Below are 15,751 nucleotides of genomic sequence, written 5' to 3'. Positions count from 1 at the left end.
CCCGCTCCCACAATTGTTTGGTGTTGTTGCGGTTAGCGGTGCAGGACGTACTGGCCGGTAAAGGCAACGGCGCGGTCCTCGCTGCCCTCATTCACAATCCACGTCTGCAGCGTCAACCGCGCGCGCCCATAGCGCTTGTAGGTCGCCACAAACCGCTTCCACACCTTCTCCTCCGGCGCCTGGCACACCACCGTCGCATCCCGCGTGACGGGCAGCGGATAACTGATCTGCCCCTCCTGAATCACGATGTGCCCGTCCTCAATCCCTTCTTCACGCAACTGCAAGTGCAGCCAACCCCAACCCGCCAGTACCGCGCCGCAGTACAGGCTGCCGCCAAACATGGTGCTCTTGTGGTTGATATTGGCCTGCAACGGCAGGTGCAATTCCAGCCGCCCGTGCTGCCAGCCGCGCACCTTGAGGCCCATTTCCCGGGTCAGGGGGATGTCGTGGTGCAGGACGGATTCGAGGTATTGGCTGTCGCGGCTCATGGCGGTCTCTTTGGCGTGGGTCATTCGTCGTCGCCGCTTTGGTTGGCGAAGTTCAGGCCGTGCTTGCGCAGTTTGTCGTGCAGGGTCTTGCGCGGCACGCCGAGGGCTTCGGCGAGGCTGCGCATGGAACCGTGGGGGCGCGTCAGTTCGGCGGCGATCAGGCTTTTTTCAAACTGTTCGACCTGCTCGCTCAAGCCGCCCGGGGTGGAGGTCAGTACGCTGGCGAACGGGTTGTCCGGCGTGGCGTCCAGGGCCAGCTCAAGCCCCAGGGCGAAGCGTTCGGCGGCGTTCTGCAGTTCGCGCACGTTGCCTGGCCAGTTGTGGCGCAGCAGCAGGGCGCGTTGGCCTGGTTGCAGTTCGTGCAGGGGCAGGCCATGGCGGCTGCTGGCTTCGTCGGCGAAGTGCTGGAACAGCATCAACGCATCTTCGCCGCGCTCGCGCAGTGGCGGAATGCGTAGCGAGGCGACGTTGAGGCGGTAATACAAGTCGGCGCGAAAACGGCCCTGGTCGGCGGACTGGCGCAGGTCTTCCTTGGTGGCGGCGATGATGCGGATGTCCAGCGGGATCAACTGATTGCCGCCCAGGCGTTCCACCACGCGCTCTTGCAGCAGGCGCAGCAGCTTGACCTGTACGTCCAGGCTCATGCTCTCGATTTCATCGAGGAACAGCGTGCCGCCGTTGGCGAATTCGAACTTGCCGATGCGGCGCTTCTGCGCGCCGGTGAACGCGCCCGGCTCGTGGCCGAACAGCTCGCTTTCCACCACCGATTCGGCCAGGGCGCCGGCGTTGATCGCCACGAACGGCCCGCTGCGGCGGCTCGACAAATCGTGCAGTGCACGGGCCACCACCTCTTTGCCGGCACCGGTTTCGCCCAGGATCAGCACATCGGCCTTGGTCGCCGCCAGGGCACCGATCTGCTCGCGCAGGCGCAGCATCTGGGGCGAGTGGCCGACCAGTCGGGTACTCAATTGCTGGCGATCGCTGAGGGCCAGGCGCAGGCTGCGGTTGTCCAGTACCAGGCGGCGCAGGGCCAGGGCGCGGCGCACGCTGTCGAGCAGGGCGTCGCTGGCGAAGGGTTTTTCGAGGAAGTCATAGGCCCCGGCACGCATGGCCTGCACCGCCAGCGGCACATCGCCGTGGCCGGTGATCAGCAGCACTGGCAGGTCCGGGTCCTGGCCGTGCAGTTCGGTGAGCAGCTCCAGGCCGTCCATGCCGGGCATGCGGATGTCGCTGACCACCACCCCTGGCCAATCCCGCGACAGGCGTGCGGTGAGGCCGTTGGCTTCGCCCAGGGGCAGGACTTTCAGCCCGGCCAGGTCCAGGGTCTGGCACAGGGCCTGGCGCAGGTGTGGATCGTCGTCGATCAACACCACCTGAATGCCGTTCTCGATACTCATACACTGCGGTCCTCGGACGGTTGCAGACTGACGCCCGGCGAGCCGGCACGCAATTTCAAGGTTAACAACGCGCCGCCTTCCTTGTGGTTGGCGAACAGCAACTCGCCACCAAACGCCCGCATCAGGGTGTCACAGATCGCCAGGCCGAGCCCCAGGCCCTGGGTGCGCGTCTTGGTGGTGTAGAACGGCTCGCTGGCGCGGCCCAGGGCTTCCATGCAAAAGCCCGGGCCGTTGTCGCGGATGTACAGGTTGACGCCCTGTTCGGTGGTTTCGGCACTCAGCCAGAGCTTGCGCGGCGGGCCTTTTTCGGTGAGGGCGTCGAGTGCGTTGGCCAGCAGGTTGCCGAGCACCTGGCGCAGCCGGGTTTCGCCGGCTTCTACCCACAACGTTGCTTCGGGCAAATCGCGGATCAGCTCGACTTCCATCGAACGGCGTCGCTTGGCCAGCAACGCCAGTGCATCGTCCAGCGCCGGTTGCAGGCCGACGCTCTCCGGCGCATGCCGGTCGCGACGGGCGAAGGCGCGCAGGTGGGCGATGATCGAGGCCATGCGCCCGGTCAGTTCGCTGATCAGCTTGAGGTTGCCGCGGGCGTCGTCGGTGCGCTGGTGGTCGAGCAGGATCTCGGCGTTTTCCGCATAGCTGCGAATCGCTGCCAAGGGCTGGTTGAGCTCGTGGCTGATGCTCGCCGACATGGTGCCCAGCGCTGACAGTTTGCCGGCCTGCACCAGGTCATCCTGGGCGCGCACCAATTCCTGCTGCGCGTGTTCGCGCTCCAGCACTTCCTGTTTCAGGCGCCGGTTGAGGCCTTCCAGATCGCTGGTGCGCTCGATCACGCGGGCTTCCAGCTCGCGACGCGCCTTGGCTTCGAAGGCGATGCGCTCCAGGTAGTGGCGACGGCGCTGCATCATCAGGCCGAGCAACAGCATCAGCACCAGCAACGTCGCGCCGCCGACGGCGACCACGGTGCGCACCGGGCGGTTGATCAGGGATTGCGGCGCGAGGATCTCCACGTTCCAGCCGGTTTCGGCAATGGCCGTGGATTGGCGCAGCCACGCGGTGGAGCTGAGGGTCAGCGGCTGCGGGTCGCGGGTCGGGTAGGGCTGGATGGCGGTGATTGCCTGGCGCTCTTCGGCGGTCAGCGGGCGGGTGGCGCGGAAGCGCCATTGCGGGCGTGAGGTGAGGATCACCACGCCGTTGTGGTCGGTCACCAGCAGTTGTTCCGGGGTCTTGCCCCAGAGGCTTTCGGTGTGATCCAGGTCGACCTTGACCACCAGCACGCCGATGATGTTTTCGCCATCGCGCACGGCGGCGGCGAAGAAGTAGCCGCGCTTGGCCGAGGTGGTGCCCAGGCCGAAGAAACGCCCCAGGCGCCCGGCCATGGCTTCGCTGAAATAGGGGCGGAACGAGAAATTGCGCCCCACGAAGCTGTCCTGTTTATCCCAGTTCGACGCGGCGAGGGTCTTGCCGTGGGTGTCCATCAGGTACATCACTTCCACCCCGGCCTGGGCAGCGACGTCCTTGAGCAGCTGGTTGGCATTGGCCAGGTTGGTGCTGACCTGGGGCGCCGCCAATGCGGTGCGCAGGGCCGGCAGGTCGCCGAGGATCTGCGGCAGTACTTCGAAGCGGTGCAGGGTGCCGAGCAGGTTGGCGACGTACAGGTCGAGGGTCTGGCGGTTCTGCCCGGCCAGTTCGCTGCGGTAGTAGCGCTCGGCCAGGTGCTCCAGCGGCCACAGCAGCGGTGCCAGGCACAACGCCAACAGGGCGAGGCTGCGCCAGCGGGGTCTTCGCGGGAGAGGTGGAGTCATGGGAGTCGGGCGCCTGTGAGTACAGGCGCATTATGCCTAGTGCTGCTGTGCAAGACACTCGCGCAATGCGTCTTGCCACTGCGGCTGGCTGACCTGCCATTGCTGTTGCAGGCGGCGGCAATCGAGGCGCGAGTTCAACGGGCGCTGCGCGGGCGTCGGGTAGGCGCTGGAGGGGATCGCTTCCAGCTCGGCACAGGCTTTGCCCTCGGCGCGCAAATGTTCGCCAATCGCCTGGGCGAAGCCGAACCACGAGGTTTCCCCCTGGGCCGTCAGGTGATAGACGCCCCATTGCCCCGCATCACCGGCCTGCCAGCGTTCGATCAAGGCGCGGGTGCTGCTGGCAATGCTGCCGGCCCAGGTGGGTGCGCCGATCTGGTCGGCGACAATGCGCATCTGCGGCTTCTCCTGCAGCAGGCGTTGCATGGTCAGCAGGAAGTTCTTGCCATGGTTGGAGTACACCCAACTGGTACGCAGGATCAGGTATTCGCCGCCCACCGCCGCAATCGCCTGCTCGCCGGCCAGCTTGCTCTGGCCGTAGACACCGAGCGGGTTCGGCGTGTCGGCTTCGGTGTAGGGCGCCGGTTTGCGGCCGTCGAACACGTAGTCGGTGGAGTAGTGGATCAACGGGATGCCCAGGGCCTTGGCCTCTTCGGCGAGGATGCCGGGGGCGCTGGCGTTGATCGCGAACGCGACCTGCGGCTCGCTTTCCGCCAGGTCGACGGCGGTGTGGGCGGCGGCGTTGATGATCAGGTCGGGACGCTGGGCGCGCACCTGCTGACGGATTTGCTCGGGGTTGGCCAGGTCGAGTCTGTCGCGGCCCAGCACAATCAGTTCGCCAAGCCCCAGGAGCTGCTGTTGCAGGGCCTGGGAGACTTGGCCGTGTTGGCCGGTGATGAGGATTTTCAGAGGGCTGGTCATGGGAACAGGTCGGCTTCTTTCAGGCTTTTGCCATTCTGGTCCTTGGCGGACAGGGTCGGGGTGCCGGTCAACTGCCAATCGATATTGAGGTCTGGATCGTCCCAGCGGATGCAGCGCTCTGCCGACGGTGTGTAGTAATCCGTTGTCTTGTACAGGAACTCGGCGTGGTCACTGAGCACCACAAAACCGTGGGCAAATCCCGGTGGAATCCACAGTTGGCGATTATTGTCGGCAGATAGCCGTACGCTGGCCCATTGGCCGAAATGAGGCGAGCTGCGGCGAATGTCCACGGCCACGTCCAGCACTTCACCGGCCGTCACGCGGACCAGTTTTCCCTGGGCGTGCTCGACTTGGTAGTGCAGGCCGCGCAATACACCTTTTTGCGAGCGAGAGTGGTTGTCCTGCACGAAATGCTGTTGCAGCCCGGTGGCCTGGGCAAACGCCCGGGCATTGAAACTCTCGTAGAAAAAACCGCGTTCATCGCCAAAAACCTTTGGCTCGATGATCAATACACCGGGCAACTCAGTGGCGGTTACATTCATAGGTTTTCCCCGGCAAGAGAGTAGAGGTATTGGCCATAGCCGGTCTTGCCGAAGTATTTGGCACGCGCCAGCAAGTGATCCCGGTCGATCCAGCTATTCTCGTAGGCGATTTCTTCCAGGCAGGCCACCTTCAGGCCCTGGCGATGTTCGATGGTCTGCACGTAGGTGGAGGCTTCGAGCAGGCTGTCATGGGTGCCGGTATCCAGCCAGGCAAAGCCACGACCGAAACGCTCTACGTGCAGGTCGCCACGCTTGAGGTAGGCGTTGTTGACGTCGGTAATCTCCAGCTCGCCACGGGGCGAAGGCTTGACGGCCTTGGCGATGCTGATCACGTCGTTGTCGTAGAAGTACAGGCCGGTCACGGCATACGACGATTTGGGCTTGGCCGGTTTTTCCTCGATGGACAGGGCGCGACCGTCTTTGTCGAAGTCGATGACACCGAAGCGCTCCGGGTCCTTGACCCAGTAGCCGAAGACGGTGGCACCCGAAGGGCGCTGCGCGGCGGCACGCAACTGGTCGCCGAAGTGTTGGCCGTGGAAGATGTTGTCGCCCAGGATCAGGCAGACCGGGTCATCACCGATGAACTCCTCGCCGATGATGAAGGCCTGGGCCAGGCCGTCCGGCGACGGCTGCTCGGCATAGCTGAAGCGCACGCCGAACTGGCTGCCATCGCCGAGCAGGTTGCGGTACTGCGGCAAATCCACCGGCGTGGAGATCACCAGGATTTCCTTGATCCCCGCCAGCATCAGCACCGAGATCGGGTAGTAGATCATCGGCTTGTCATACACCGGCAGCAGTTGCTTGGAGACACCCAGGGTGATGGGGTGAAGGCGGGTGCCGGAGCCGCCGGCCAATACGATTCCCTTCATCATGCGATCAGATCCTTTAGATTGGTGTTGCCGAGTCGTTCACCTTGATAGCTGCCGTCCTGGACCCTGCGGCACCATTCCAGATTATCGAGATACCACTGTACGGTTTTGCGCAGGCCGGTTTCGAAGGTTTCTTCGGGGGTCCAGCCCAATTCGCGTTCGATCTTGCCGGCATCGATCGCGTAGCGCTGATCGTGGCCTGGACGATCCTTGACGAAGGTGATCAGGTCGGCGAATTTTTCGACACCCGCCGGGCGTTGAGGCGCCAGTTCTTCCAGCAGGCCACAGATACCGCGTACCACGTCGATGTTCTTTTGCTCGTTATGCCCACCGATGTTGTAGGTCTCGCCCACCGCACCTTCAGTCACGACCTTGAGCAACGCACGGGCGTGATCTTCGACGAACAGCCAGTCGCGCACCTGCAAACCATCGCCATAGACCGGCAGCGGCTTGCCCGCAAGGGCGTTGAGGATCACCAGCGGGATGAGCTTTTCGGGAAAGTGGAAGGGGCCGTAGTTGTTCGAGCAGTTGGTCAGCAATACCGGCAGGCCATAGGTGCGCTGCCAGGCGCGGACCAGGTGGTCGGACGCTGCCTTGCTCGCGGAGTAAGGCGAGCTGGGGGCGTAGGGCGTGGTTTCGGTGAACAGATCGTCCACGCCGTGCAGGTCGCCGTACACTTCGTCGGTGGAAATGTGGTGGAAACGGAACGCACTGCGGGCCGGCTCGGCCAGCGTCTGCCAGTAGGCGCGGGTGGCCTCCAGCAGGCTGTAGGTGCCGACGATATTGGTCTGGATAAAGTCCGATGGGCCGTCAATCGAACGGTCGACATGGGACTCGGCAGCCAGGTGCATGATTGCCTGTGGCTCGAAACGTGCGAGCACAGCGCTGACTGTGGCCTGGTCAATGATGTCGGCCTGGACGAACTCATAGCGGCTGTTGGTGGCAATACTGGTCAGTGATTCCAGATTGCCAGCGTACGTCAGCTTGTCCAGGTTGAGCACTTCGTGCTCGGTGTGTTGAATCAGGTGGCGGATCAGGGCGGAGCCAATAAAACCCGCTCCGCCGGTGATGAGAATGCGCATGTCGGAGGGCCTTTTTCTAAGACGGGTGTTTTGCGAATGGAGCATAGCTTGAGTTGTGGAGCCGGGCGGCGCAAGCACGGTATGCGCAGGGGGTTGCCTAAACCCCCCGAACAGTGGCGAGATACACGTCTAAAAAATAGAGGATGCCCCCATGCTGCTCGCCACGTTGATTCACCGCGCCAGTCTACCCTGCCCGCAAGTGGGCCTCGACCAGGCGGCGCAATTACTTGAGCAGCATTACGGCCTAACTGGCACCTTGCAATCACTGGGCAGCCAACAAGACCTCAATTACAAGGTCGACAGCGCCCGCGGTCGGTTCGTTCTGAAAATCTGCCGGGGCGACTACGCCGCTGTGGAGTTGCAGGCCCAGCATGCCGCACTCAACAGCCTGCACGCCGTACGCGTACCACAGGTGATAAAGGCGCTCAATGGCGAAGAGTTGCTGACCATCACCCACGACGGGCAAACCCTGCACCTGCGCGTACTGGACTACATCGATGGCCAGCCGCTGACCCATCTGCCGCACCTGGGCCGCGAGGTGATCGCAGGCTTCGGCGACCTGTGCGGGCGCATGAGCCTGGCCCTGGCGCCGTTCGGGCACCCGGGCCTGGACCGCACGCTGCAATGGGACCCGCGCCACGCGCCTGAGTTGATCACGCACTTGCTGGCAACCCTGGAAAATCTGCCGCACCGCGCCGAACTGGAGCGGGTCGCCGAGCAGGTCGAGGCGCATATCCGACCGCTGGCGGAGCACCTGCCGTGGCAGGCCGTGCACATGGACATCACCGACGACAATGTGGTCTGGCAGCGTGACGCCCAGCGGCATTGGCGGGTTGAGGGCGTGATTGATTTCGGTGATCTGGTGCACACCTGGCGCATTGCCGACCTGTCGGTGACCTGCGCGGCGCTGCTGCATCACGCCGAGGGCGACCCCTTTGCGATCTTGCCGGCAGTGCAGGCGTTCCATGCGGTGACGCCGCTGCGCCGTGAAGAGTTGCAGGCGCTATGGCCGCTGATCGTGGCACGGGCGGCGGTGCTGGTACTGAGCAGCGAGCAGCAACAACGGCTGGACCCGGATAACGCTTACCTGCTGAAGAACGCTGAACATGAGTGGGAAATTTTCCACGTAGCAACGTCGGTGCCGTTCGCGTTGATGGACGCGGCGATCTTGCGCAGCGTCGGCGAGAACCTGCTGCCGTTTGCCAGCCAGGATTTCGCGCCGTTGTTGCCGGAGCTGGTGGGGCGTGAGTTTGCGTTGATCGACCTGGGCGTGCTCAGCCCGCATTTCGAGGCGGGCAATTGGGAGCAGCCCGGGATTGATCGCCGGCTGCTGGACGAAGCGGCGGCGGTGCATGGGTTGGCGGCCAGCCGCTACGGCCAATATCGGCTTTCGCGCACCAACCCGGACACTGCCACGGAGCCTGAGACATTCGCGCTGCATGTCGAGATGCATCTGCCCCATGGCACGCTGTTGGAAGCGCCTTTCGCCGGGACGCTGCACCACGACGCCGACGGTCTTGTGAGTGTGCAGGGCGTCGAGTTGAGCCTGCGGTTGTGGGGGCTGACAACCGGGTTGAAACCGGGGGCGCTGCTGGTTGAGGGCCAGGTGCTCGGCGAGGTGCATGCGCCGTTGATCGTGCAACTGTGCCGCGCAGACGTTACGCCGCCGCTGTTCTGCACGCCGTCCCGCGCCATGGCCTGGCAGGCCCTGTGCCCGTCGCCAGCTTCGTTGCTGGGGCTGGCCTGTGATGCCGAACCCGAGCTGGACCCCAAGGCATTGCTGGCCCGACGCGACGCCAGTTTCGCCCGTTCGCAAAAACACTATTACGTCGACCCGCCGCGTATCGAACGCGGCTGGCGCAACCACCTGATCGACATGCAGGGCCGCTCCTACCTGGACATGCTCAACAACGTCGCGGTCCTAGGCCACGGCCACCCGCGCATGGCGGCGGTGGCGGCGCGGCAGTGGTCGCTGCTCAATACCAACTCGCGCTTCCATTACGCGGCGATTGCCGAATTTTCCGAGCGCTTGCTGGCGCTGGCGCCCAAGGGGATGGACCGGGTGTTCCTGGTCAACAGCGGCACCGAGGCCAATGATTTGGCGATCCGCCTGGCCTGGGCCTACAGCGGCGGGCGCGACATGCTCAGCGTGCTGGAGGCGTACCACGGCTGGTCGGTGGCGGCGGACGCGGTGTCCACCTCGATTGCCGACAACCCCCAGGCGCTGAGCAGCCGCCCGGATTGGGTGCATCCGGTGACTGCGCCGAACACCTATCGAGGCGAGTTTCGCGGGCCGGACAGTGCGCCGGACTACGTACGAAGTGTGGAGCACAACCTGGCGAAAATCGCTGCTAATCAGCGCCAGCTGGCGGGTTTCATCTGCGAGCCGGTGTACGGCAATGCCGGTGGCATCTCGTTGCCTGCGGGGTATTTGCAGCAAGTGTATGGGCTGGTCCGCGCCCAGGGTGGCGTATGCATCGCCGACGAGGTGCAGGTGGGCTACGGGCGCATGGGCCGCTTCTTCTGGGGCTTTGAAGAGCAGGGCGTGGTGCCGGACATCATCACCATGGCCAAGGGCATGGGGAACGGCCAGCCGCTGGGCGCGGTGATCACCCGGCGGGAGATTGCCGAGGCGCTGGAGGCTGAGGGGTATTTCTTCTCGTCGTCGGGGGGCAGCCCGGTGAGTTGCCGGATCGGCATGGCGGTGCTGGATGTGATGGAGGAAGAAAAGCTGTGGGAAAACGCCCAGGTGGTTGGCGGGCATTTCAAGGCACGCCTGGAGGAATTGATCGAGCGGCATCCACTGGTCGGGGCGGTTCACGGTTCCGGCTTTTACCTGGGGCTGGAGCTGGTTCGCGACCGTCAGACTCTGGAGCCGGCCACCGAAGAAACCACGCTGCTGTGTGATCGCCTGCGCGAGCTGGGGATTTTCATGCAGCCAACCGGCGACTATCTGAACATCCTCAAGATCAAACCGCCGATGGTCACGTCCAGGCGCAGCGTGGATTTTTTTGTCGACATGCTGTCGAAGGTGCTCGACGAGCAACTGTAGTTAATCGATTGTTATCGGTTATTTCTTGTCATATTTATTGGCTAGCATCATTGCTTGCTTTTAAAGCCGATTTTTATCCGTTATAAAGTCGGCCTTTGCCCCATTCGGAGTCCTGATCGCCATGACCACCCTGCACAGCACACCTCGCGCCGATGGCTTCTACATGCCTGCCGAATGGGCGCCACAGACCCAGACCTGGATGATCTGGCCCGAGCGCCCGGACAACTGGCGCCTGGGCGGCAAGCCGGCGCAAGCGGCGCATGTGGCGGTGGCCAAGGCCATTGCGCGTTTTGAACCGGTGACGGTGGCGGTGTCCGCCGGCCAGTACGAAAACGCCCGTGCACGCCTGGATGTGCCGAATATCCGTGTGGTGGAAATGTCCAGCGACGACGCCTGGGTGCGTGACACCGGGCCGACCTTCGTGATCAACGACAGCGGCGAAGTGCGCGGTGTGAACTGGGACTTCAACGCCTGGGGCGGCTTTGATGGTGGCCTGTACGCGCCGTGGAACCGCGATTCGCAGGTGGGCGGCAAGATCCTCGAGATCGAACGCGCGCCGCGCTACCGCACCGAGGGTTTTGTGTTGGAAGGCGGTTCGATTCACGTCGACGGCGAAGGCACGTTGATCACCACCGAAGAGTGCCTGCTCAACCGCAATCGCAACCCACATCTGGATCGCACGGCAATCGAAGCAGTGCTCAGCGCCAACCTGGCTGTGGATAAGATCATCTGGTTGCCGGATGGCCTGTTCAACGATGAAACCGACGGCCATGTGGATAACTTCTGCTGCTACGTGCGCCCTGGCGAAGTGCTGCTGGCCTGGACCGACGACCCGCAAGACCCCAACTACGCGCGCTGCCACGCCGCCCTGGACGTGCTGCAAAGCAGCACCGACGCCAAGGGCCGCCCGTTCACAGTGCACAAAATGCCGATCCCGGGGCCGTTGTACGCCACCGAGGAAGAGTGCGCCGGTGTCGACCCGGTGGACGGTTCGCAGGAACGTAATCCGAGCGTGCGCCTGGCCGGTTCCTACGTGAACTTCCTGATCGTCAACGGCGGCATCATCGCGCCAAGTTTCGACGACCCACTGGACGGCCAGGCCAGGGTCATCCTGCAGAACCTGTTCCCACAGCATGAAGTGGTGATGGTACCGGGCCGCGAACTGTTACTAGGCGGCGGGAATATTCATTGCCTTACCCAACAACAGCCGGCTCCACAGAAAAACTGAGTGCAGTTGTAACAGCAGCGTGACGGTGACTGGCGCCCCAACGCTGCCATCACCCACAGCAAGCCCGCGGCCCAGCAAGGCCGCGGGCTTTTTTGTGTGCGCCTGGCGATAAAACGCCGACATTGGCATAGCTCTTGTATCGCTGTTGTGACAGTGATCCAGGTTTATGGCTGTGCAGTTCTGTCATAAACCTTGAGTAAGTTGGCCGCTCACGCAGTAGGAGAGAGCGCTGAAATGAGTCCTCAAATCAACCTGATGTACACGCGCACGTTTCACCCTATGCGGGTTGACGGCGACGCGATCCAAGCACTGGGGCTCTGGTTGAAGGAAAACGGCTCACGGAAGAGCAGGCTGCCGGATTTGCGCAGCATGATGAGCCAACGCTATCCGGTGGGGCTGTTCAGTGAAGATGAAGTGCACGCGTTGTGTGATTTGCTGAAAAATTAAAAGAACACTGCATTCAAAAAAATGTGGGAGCGGGCTTGCTCGCGAATACGGTGAATCAGTCAATACATCTGGTGACTGGCACTCCGTATTCGCGAGCAAGCCCGCTCCCACATTGGGATGGTGTTCTGTCTTAGAAGCTGTAGGTGCCGGTTACGACCAGGCTACGCGGCTCCCCCGGCTGGATCTGCGCCACACTCGTCGCCGAGGCGTAGTAGGTCTTGTCGGCGATGTTGTTCAGCGCCGCACGCACATCCCATTCCTTCTGACGGAACCCGGCCAGCGCATCCCAGCGGCCATATCCCGGTAGGACCACGGTGTTCAAGCTGTCGGCATAACGATCGCCCACCAGGGTCAAGCCGGTTTCCGCGTACCAGCCCATTTCCGGTTTCCAGGTGATGAACAGGCTGCCATTGCGCTTGGCCACGTCGCTGACGCGCTTACCTTCGAAGCCGTTGTTGTCCTTCACGACCGTGGCGTCCTGCAGGCCGATACCACCGCGCACGTACCAGTTGCCGACGATCTTGCCGCTGGCGGTCAGTTCCACGCCGCGCGAGCGTTGCAGGCCGCTGAGCAGGGTGATGGAGCGGTCCTGCGGGTCGGCGGTGCGGCGGTTGTAGAGTTCCAGTTCGTATACCGCCAGGGTGGTGCTCAGGCGGTCGTCGAACCAGTCGCTTTTGACGCCGATTTCTTTTTGCTTGGTCAGCTCGGGGCTCAGGTCGTTGACGCTGCCTGCGGCATTGGGGGTGATGCCGATCACGCCGCCGCCCGCTGGCGAGAAGGTCTTGCTCCACGAGGCGTAGAACGAGTGGTTTTCCAGCGGCGTCCAGACCAGGCCGAAGCGCGGGCTGGTGCTGTGGCTTTCGACAGCCTGCTGGCGGTTGAGCAGCTTGTTCTTGGAGTCCACTTCAAACCGGTCGTAGCGCAGGCCGGCGAGCACTTGCCATTGATCGTTCAGGCGCAGTTGGTCCTGCACGTAGACGGCGCGACTTTCGACTTCGGTGTGGGCGTTGCTCCACACGTTCATTCGCCCGGTGTGGCGCTGGTTGCGATTGGGCTGGTTGAGGTCGAGGCTTGGCACCTCGCGACTGACCGCCGCGGTGTACAGCTTCGGATCGCGCCGCTGGCTGCCCAGTTCAAGGCCCGTCAACACGCGGTGTTCCAGGCCGTAGGTGCTGAAGCCACCTTCCAGTTCGACGTTGTTGAAGACGTTGCGGGTGGTCAGGTCCTGCTGCCAGCGCTGGCGCGTGACGCTATGGGTCGCCGGCACGTAGGCGGTTTGATAGGTGTTGTCGAAATCACTGTCGAGCTTGAACACGCCCAGGGTCTGGCGCAGTTGCCAGTTGTCGTTGAGTTCATAGGTCAGCTTGGAGCGCAGCGACTGGGACTTGTCGTCGATGTAGTCGCGGCTGTCGCCGTAGGTGGTGCTGCGGCTCACATCGGCCGGGCGGCCGTTGACGCCGGGAATGCCGCGATCCGGTGTGCGGTTGTAGCGGCTGTATTCGTATTGCACCAGCCAGTTCAGGTCCGGCGTGAGCTGCCAGCTCATGGACGGCGCAAACAGTTGGCGGTTGCCACTGACACCGTCGCGAAAACTGTTGTTGTCCTGGTTGCCCATGTTCAGGCGCAGGCTGATGTTATCGCTGGGGTCGGTGCTCAGGTCGGCATACAGACTGCGCAGGTCGTTGCTGCCGCCCTGGGCTTCGATGCTGGACTTGTGCCCGGCGATCGGCAGCTTGCTCACACGGTTGACGATCCCTCCCTGACCGCCTCGCCCGTAGAGTACGGCCGCCGGGCCCTTGAGCACTTCGATGCGCTCGATGTTGTGCAGGTCGCGAACATATTGGCTGTCGTCGCGAATGCCATCGAGGTAGAAATCGTTGCTCGCGTCGAAACCGCGAATGCGCAGGCTGTCGAAGCGTGTATCGGCGCCGCTGCTGACGTTGGGGATACCGCTCAAGGCCTGGCCCAGGTCGTTGGTGCCGTAGGAACGCAGGCTTTCAGTCTTTACCGAGTCGATGGCTTGGGGCACATACCGCACCGGGGTGGCAGTGCGTGTGGCGGTGCTGGTTTGCTTGATGCGCGGGTCGTCTTCATCCGCTTCGGCGCTGATCGAGGTGGCAGGCAAGGTGGTGGTGGCACAGGCAAAACCGGCAGACAGCAAGACGGAAAGCCCAAGGGTGATGGGCGACAGGCGTGGGGCAGGCATGGGGGAAATGTATCCGGATTATTGGGGAGGAAAACTGCGCGCTAATGGTAATGCTTTGCATTTGCGCGCGTTATCCAATACCAAATGTATCGGCTTTGAAATATGTTACGAAATGTGTGTTTTTCGTCGCTGGAAGGGTTTTTTGGTCGTTTTCAGAAAGGCTGTAGGCCTTTGCTTAGAATTTTTTCGCCTAAATACAGACGATTCGCGAAATTGACACATAGTTCCGGGCGCGACTAGGATTGCGTCCAACGCCTGTGGCTAACAGCCATGACTCCTCCAATAAGAAAAGGCCCGCGGCAGACTCGTCGTCCGCGGGCCTTCTTTTTCCCGGGAAAAGTCGACGCCAGAAAGCAATACGGAGCCTGGTGTCATAGCGCGTACTCAACCAGTAATAAGGAATATAAGAAATGTTGAAGCAACGGATGAGTCTGATCGCTCTGGGGATTTTGAGCGCATCGACAGCAATGGCTAACGATCAAGCGGAATCGAAGGGTTTCGTTGAAGACAGCCACCTGAACATCGCTGCACGTAACGCGTACATCAGCCGTGATTACAAAGACCACAACCAGGACAAAGCGGAATGGGGCCAAGGCTTCATCGGCAAGTTCGAGTCCGGTTTCACCCAAGGCACCGTCGGTGTGGGTGTGGACGTGCTGGGCCAATACGCTATCCGTCTGGACGGTGGTAAAGGTCGCAGCGGCGGTGGCGGTATCGACTTCTTCAAGCAAGGCGACAGCGGCTCGGCCGCCAATGACCTGGCCAAAGGCGGCGCAGCGGTCAAGGCACGTATCTCCAACACCGTGTTGAAATACGGTCAGCAGCTGCCGAACGTACCGGTCCTGGCTTACGACAGTGGCCGTCTGTTGGCGGAAACCTACGAGGGCACCTCGATTGTTTCCAAGGAAATCGCCGGTCTGCAACTGGACGCTGGTCACTTCACCAAGCAAGGTCGCAAGAGCGCCGAAGGCAGCGACAGCGGTCACCTGAAGAGCATCGACTACGTCGGCGGTAGCTACAAGTTCACCGAAAGCCTGTCGGCCGCGCTGTACGCTTCCGATATGCAGGACGTGCTGAAGAAGCAATACGTCAACGTCAACTACGTGCTGGCCCTGCCAGAGAAGCAATCGCTGACCTTTGACTTCAACGGCTACAAAACCAAGCTGGACAAAGATTTCGCCCAGCTGACCCAAGGCGACCAAGACGCCCGCGACAACAAAATCTGGAGCCTGGCCGCCACTTGGGCTGTTGGCGCACACAGCTTCACCCTCGCTCATCAGCGCAGCACCGGCGACACCGGCTACCTGTACAGCGGCTACCACCAGGACAACAAGAACAGCGGCATCGGCGACGGTGGCAACACCATCCTGCTGGCCAACTCCTACTGGTCTGACTTCAACGGCAAGGACGAGCGTTCCTGGCAGGTTGGCTACGGCCTGGACTTCAGCGCCTACGGCGTGCCTGGCCTGAGCTACAACGTGGCGTACGTGCGCGGCACCAACATCGACGACGGTTCCAACCGCGGCAATGGCACCGAGCGCGAGATCTTCAACCAGTTCAAATACGTGGTTCAGAGCGGCCCGGCCAAAGACCTGAGCCTGCGCGCTCGCGCCTCGTGGCTGCGCGTTTCGAACAACGCCAGCAACTACAACATTGGCGGTAACGAACTGCGTCTGTTCGCTGACTACCCGATCAACGTTTTCTAAGTGATCGTGTG

The 15,751-nt window shown here is 62.5% G+C and carries 12 protein-coding genes; 4 read left to right on the top strand and 8 right to left on the bottom strand.

Features of this window, described 5'->3' with window-relative positions; translation table 11 throughout:
* Positions 1-32: 32 nt before the first annotated feature.
* From IB241_RS11185 to rfbB, 7 genes are read right to left on the bottom strand one after another with little or no spacing between them, the layout of a single operon-like run.
* The gene (locus IB241_RS11185; protein ID WP_192298600.1) at positions 33-488 is read right to left on the bottom strand and encodes a YiiD C-terminal domain-containing protein; all 456 of its coding nucleotides are present in this window, start codon (positions 486-488) and stop codon (positions 33-35) included.
* Between the two features lie 20 nt (positions 489-508).
* Complete coding sequence (locus IB241_RS11180; protein ID WP_192298449.1) at positions 509-1,885, bottom strand: sigma-54-dependent transcriptional regulator; 1,377 nt, start codon at positions 1,883-1,885, stop codon at positions 509-511.
* Positions 1,882-3,690: a sensor histidine kinase gene (locus IB241_RS11175; RefSeq protein ID WP_192298448.1), complete on the bottom strand. Its 1,809-nt coding sequence runs from the start codon at positions 3,688-3,690 to the stop codon at positions 1,882-1,884. Before IB241_RS11175 ends, IB241_RS11180 begins: the two co-directional genes overlap by 4 nt.
* 36 nt (positions 3,691-3,726) lie before the next feature.
* On the bottom strand, positions 3,727-4,608 hold the full coding sequence (gene rfbD / locus IB241_RS11170; protein ID WP_192298447.1) for a dTDP-4-dehydrorhamnose reductase: 882 nt from the start codon (positions 4,606-4,608) through the stop codon (positions 3,727-3,729).
* On the bottom strand, positions 4,605-5,150 hold the full coding sequence (rfbC, locus tag IB241_RS11165; protein WP_192298446.1) for a dTDP-4-dehydrorhamnose 3,5-epimerase: 546 nt from the start codon (positions 5,148-5,150) through the stop codon (positions 4,605-4,607). The genes rfbD and rfbC overlap by 4 nt, the downstream gene beginning before the upstream one ends.
* Complete coding sequence (gene rfbA / locus IB241_RS11160) at positions 5,147-6,022, bottom strand: glucose-1-phosphate thymidylyltransferase RfbA (protein ID WP_192298445.1); 876 nt, start codon at positions 6,020-6,022, stop codon at positions 5,147-5,149. The genes rfbC and rfbA overlap by 4 nt, the downstream gene beginning before the upstream one ends.
* Positions 6,019-7,101 (bottom strand): dTDP-glucose 4,6-dehydratase, encoded by a 1,083-nt coding sequence (rfbB, locus tag IB241_RS11155; RefSeq protein ID WP_192298444.1) that lies wholly within the window; start codon positions 7,099-7,101, stop codon positions 6,019-6,021. Before rfbB ends, rfbA begins: the two co-directional genes overlap by 4 nt.
* A gap of 151 nt (positions 7,102-7,252) precedes the next feature.
* On the opposite strand from rfbB, the gene IB241_RS11150 reads away from it, so the two are divergent.
* From IB241_RS11150 to IB241_RS11140, 3 genes are all read left to right on the top strand, one after another.
* Positions 7,253-10,153, top strand: coding sequence for an aminotransferase (locus tag IB241_RS11150; RefSeq protein WP_192298443.1), 2,901 nt, complete (start codon positions 7,253-7,255; stop codon positions 10,151-10,153).
* A gap of 121 nt (positions 10,154-10,274) precedes the next feature.
* Complete coding sequence (gene aguA / locus IB241_RS11145; protein WP_192298442.1) at positions 10,275-11,381, top strand: agmatine deiminase; 1,107 nt, start codon at positions 10,275-10,277, stop codon at positions 11,379-11,381.
* 234 nt (positions 11,382-11,615) lie between these two features.
* A complete protein-coding gene (locus IB241_RS11140; protein ID WP_192298441.1) occupies positions 11,616-11,828 on the top strand; it encodes a hypothetical protein in 213 nt (70 codons plus the stop codon).
* Positions 11,829-11,958: 130 nt separating this feature from the next.
* Here the strand turns inward: IB241_RS11140 and IB241_RS11135 are convergent, their stop codons facing one another.
* A complete protein-coding gene (locus IB241_RS11135; RefSeq protein ID WP_192298440.1) occupies positions 11,959-14,034 on the bottom strand; it encodes a TonB-dependent receptor in 2,076 nt (691 codons plus the stop codon).
* 410 nt (positions 14,035-14,444) lie between these two features.
* On the opposite strand from IB241_RS11135, the gene IB241_RS11130 reads away from it, so the two are divergent.
* Positions 14,445-15,740, top strand: coding sequence for an OprD family porin (locus tag IB241_RS11130; protein WP_192298439.1), 1,296 nt, complete (start codon positions 14,445-14,447; stop codon positions 15,738-15,740).
* Positions 15,741-15,751: the final 11 nt, after the last annotated feature.

The organism is Pseudomonas sp. PDM05 (assembly GCF_014851685.1).
Taxonomy (GTDB): domain Bacteria; phylum Pseudomonadota; class Gammaproteobacteria; order Pseudomonadales; family Pseudomonadaceae; genus Aquipseudomonas.
Note: the sequence above shows the minus strand (reverse complement) of the source record. Positions and strands in the feature narration are given on the sequence as shown.

What these genes read in the sequence shown, in the direction of transcription:
- IB241_RS11185 (WP_192298600.1), bottom strand. Translation starts at nt 488, where the DNA reads ATGAGCCGCGACAGCCAATACCTCGAATCCGTCCTGCACCACGACATC.
- IB241_RS11180 (WP_192298449.1), bottom strand. Translation starts at nt 1,885, where the DNA reads ATGAGTATCGAGAACGGCATTCAGGTGGTGTTGATCGACGACGATCCA.
- IB241_RS11175 (WP_192298448.1), bottom strand. Translation starts at nt 3,690, where the DNA reads ATGACTCCACCTCTCCCGCGAAGACCCCGCTGGCGCAGCCTCGCCCTG.
- rfbD (WP_192298447.1), bottom strand. Translation starts at nt 4,608, where the DNA reads ATGACCAGCCCTCTGAAAATCCTCATCACCGGCCAACACGGCCAAGTC.
- rfbC (WP_192298446.1), bottom strand. Translation starts at nt 5,150, where the DNA reads ATGAATGTAACCGCCACTGAGTTGCCCGGTGTATTGATCATCGAGCCA.
- rfbA (WP_192298445.1), bottom strand. Translation starts at nt 6,022, where the DNA reads ATGATGAAGGGAATCGTATTGGCCGGCGGCTCCGGCACCCGCCTTCAC.
- rfbB (WP_192298444.1), bottom strand. Translation starts at nt 7,101, where the DNA reads ATGCGCATTCTCATCACCGGCGGAGCGGGTTTTATTGGCTCCGCCCTG.
- IB241_RS11150 (WP_192298443.1), top strand. Translation starts at nt 7,253, where the DNA reads ATGCTGCTCGCCACGTTGATTCACCGCGCCAGTCTACCCTGCCCGCAA.
- aguA (WP_192298442.1), top strand. Translation starts at nt 10,275, where the DNA reads ATGACCACCCTGCACAGCACACCTCGCGCCGATGGCTTCTACATGCCT.
- IB241_RS11140 (WP_192298441.1), top strand. Translation starts at nt 11,616, where the DNA reads ATGAGTCCTCAAATCAACCTGATGTACACGCGCACGTTTCACCCTATG.
- IB241_RS11135 (WP_192298440.1), bottom strand. Translation starts at nt 14,034, where the DNA reads ATGCCTGCCCCACGCCTGTCGCCCATCACCCTTGGGCTTTCCGTCTTG.
- IB241_RS11130 (WP_192298439.1), top strand. Translation starts at nt 14,445, where the DNA reads ATGTTGAAGCAACGGATGAGTCTGATCGCTCTGGGGATTTTGAGCGCA.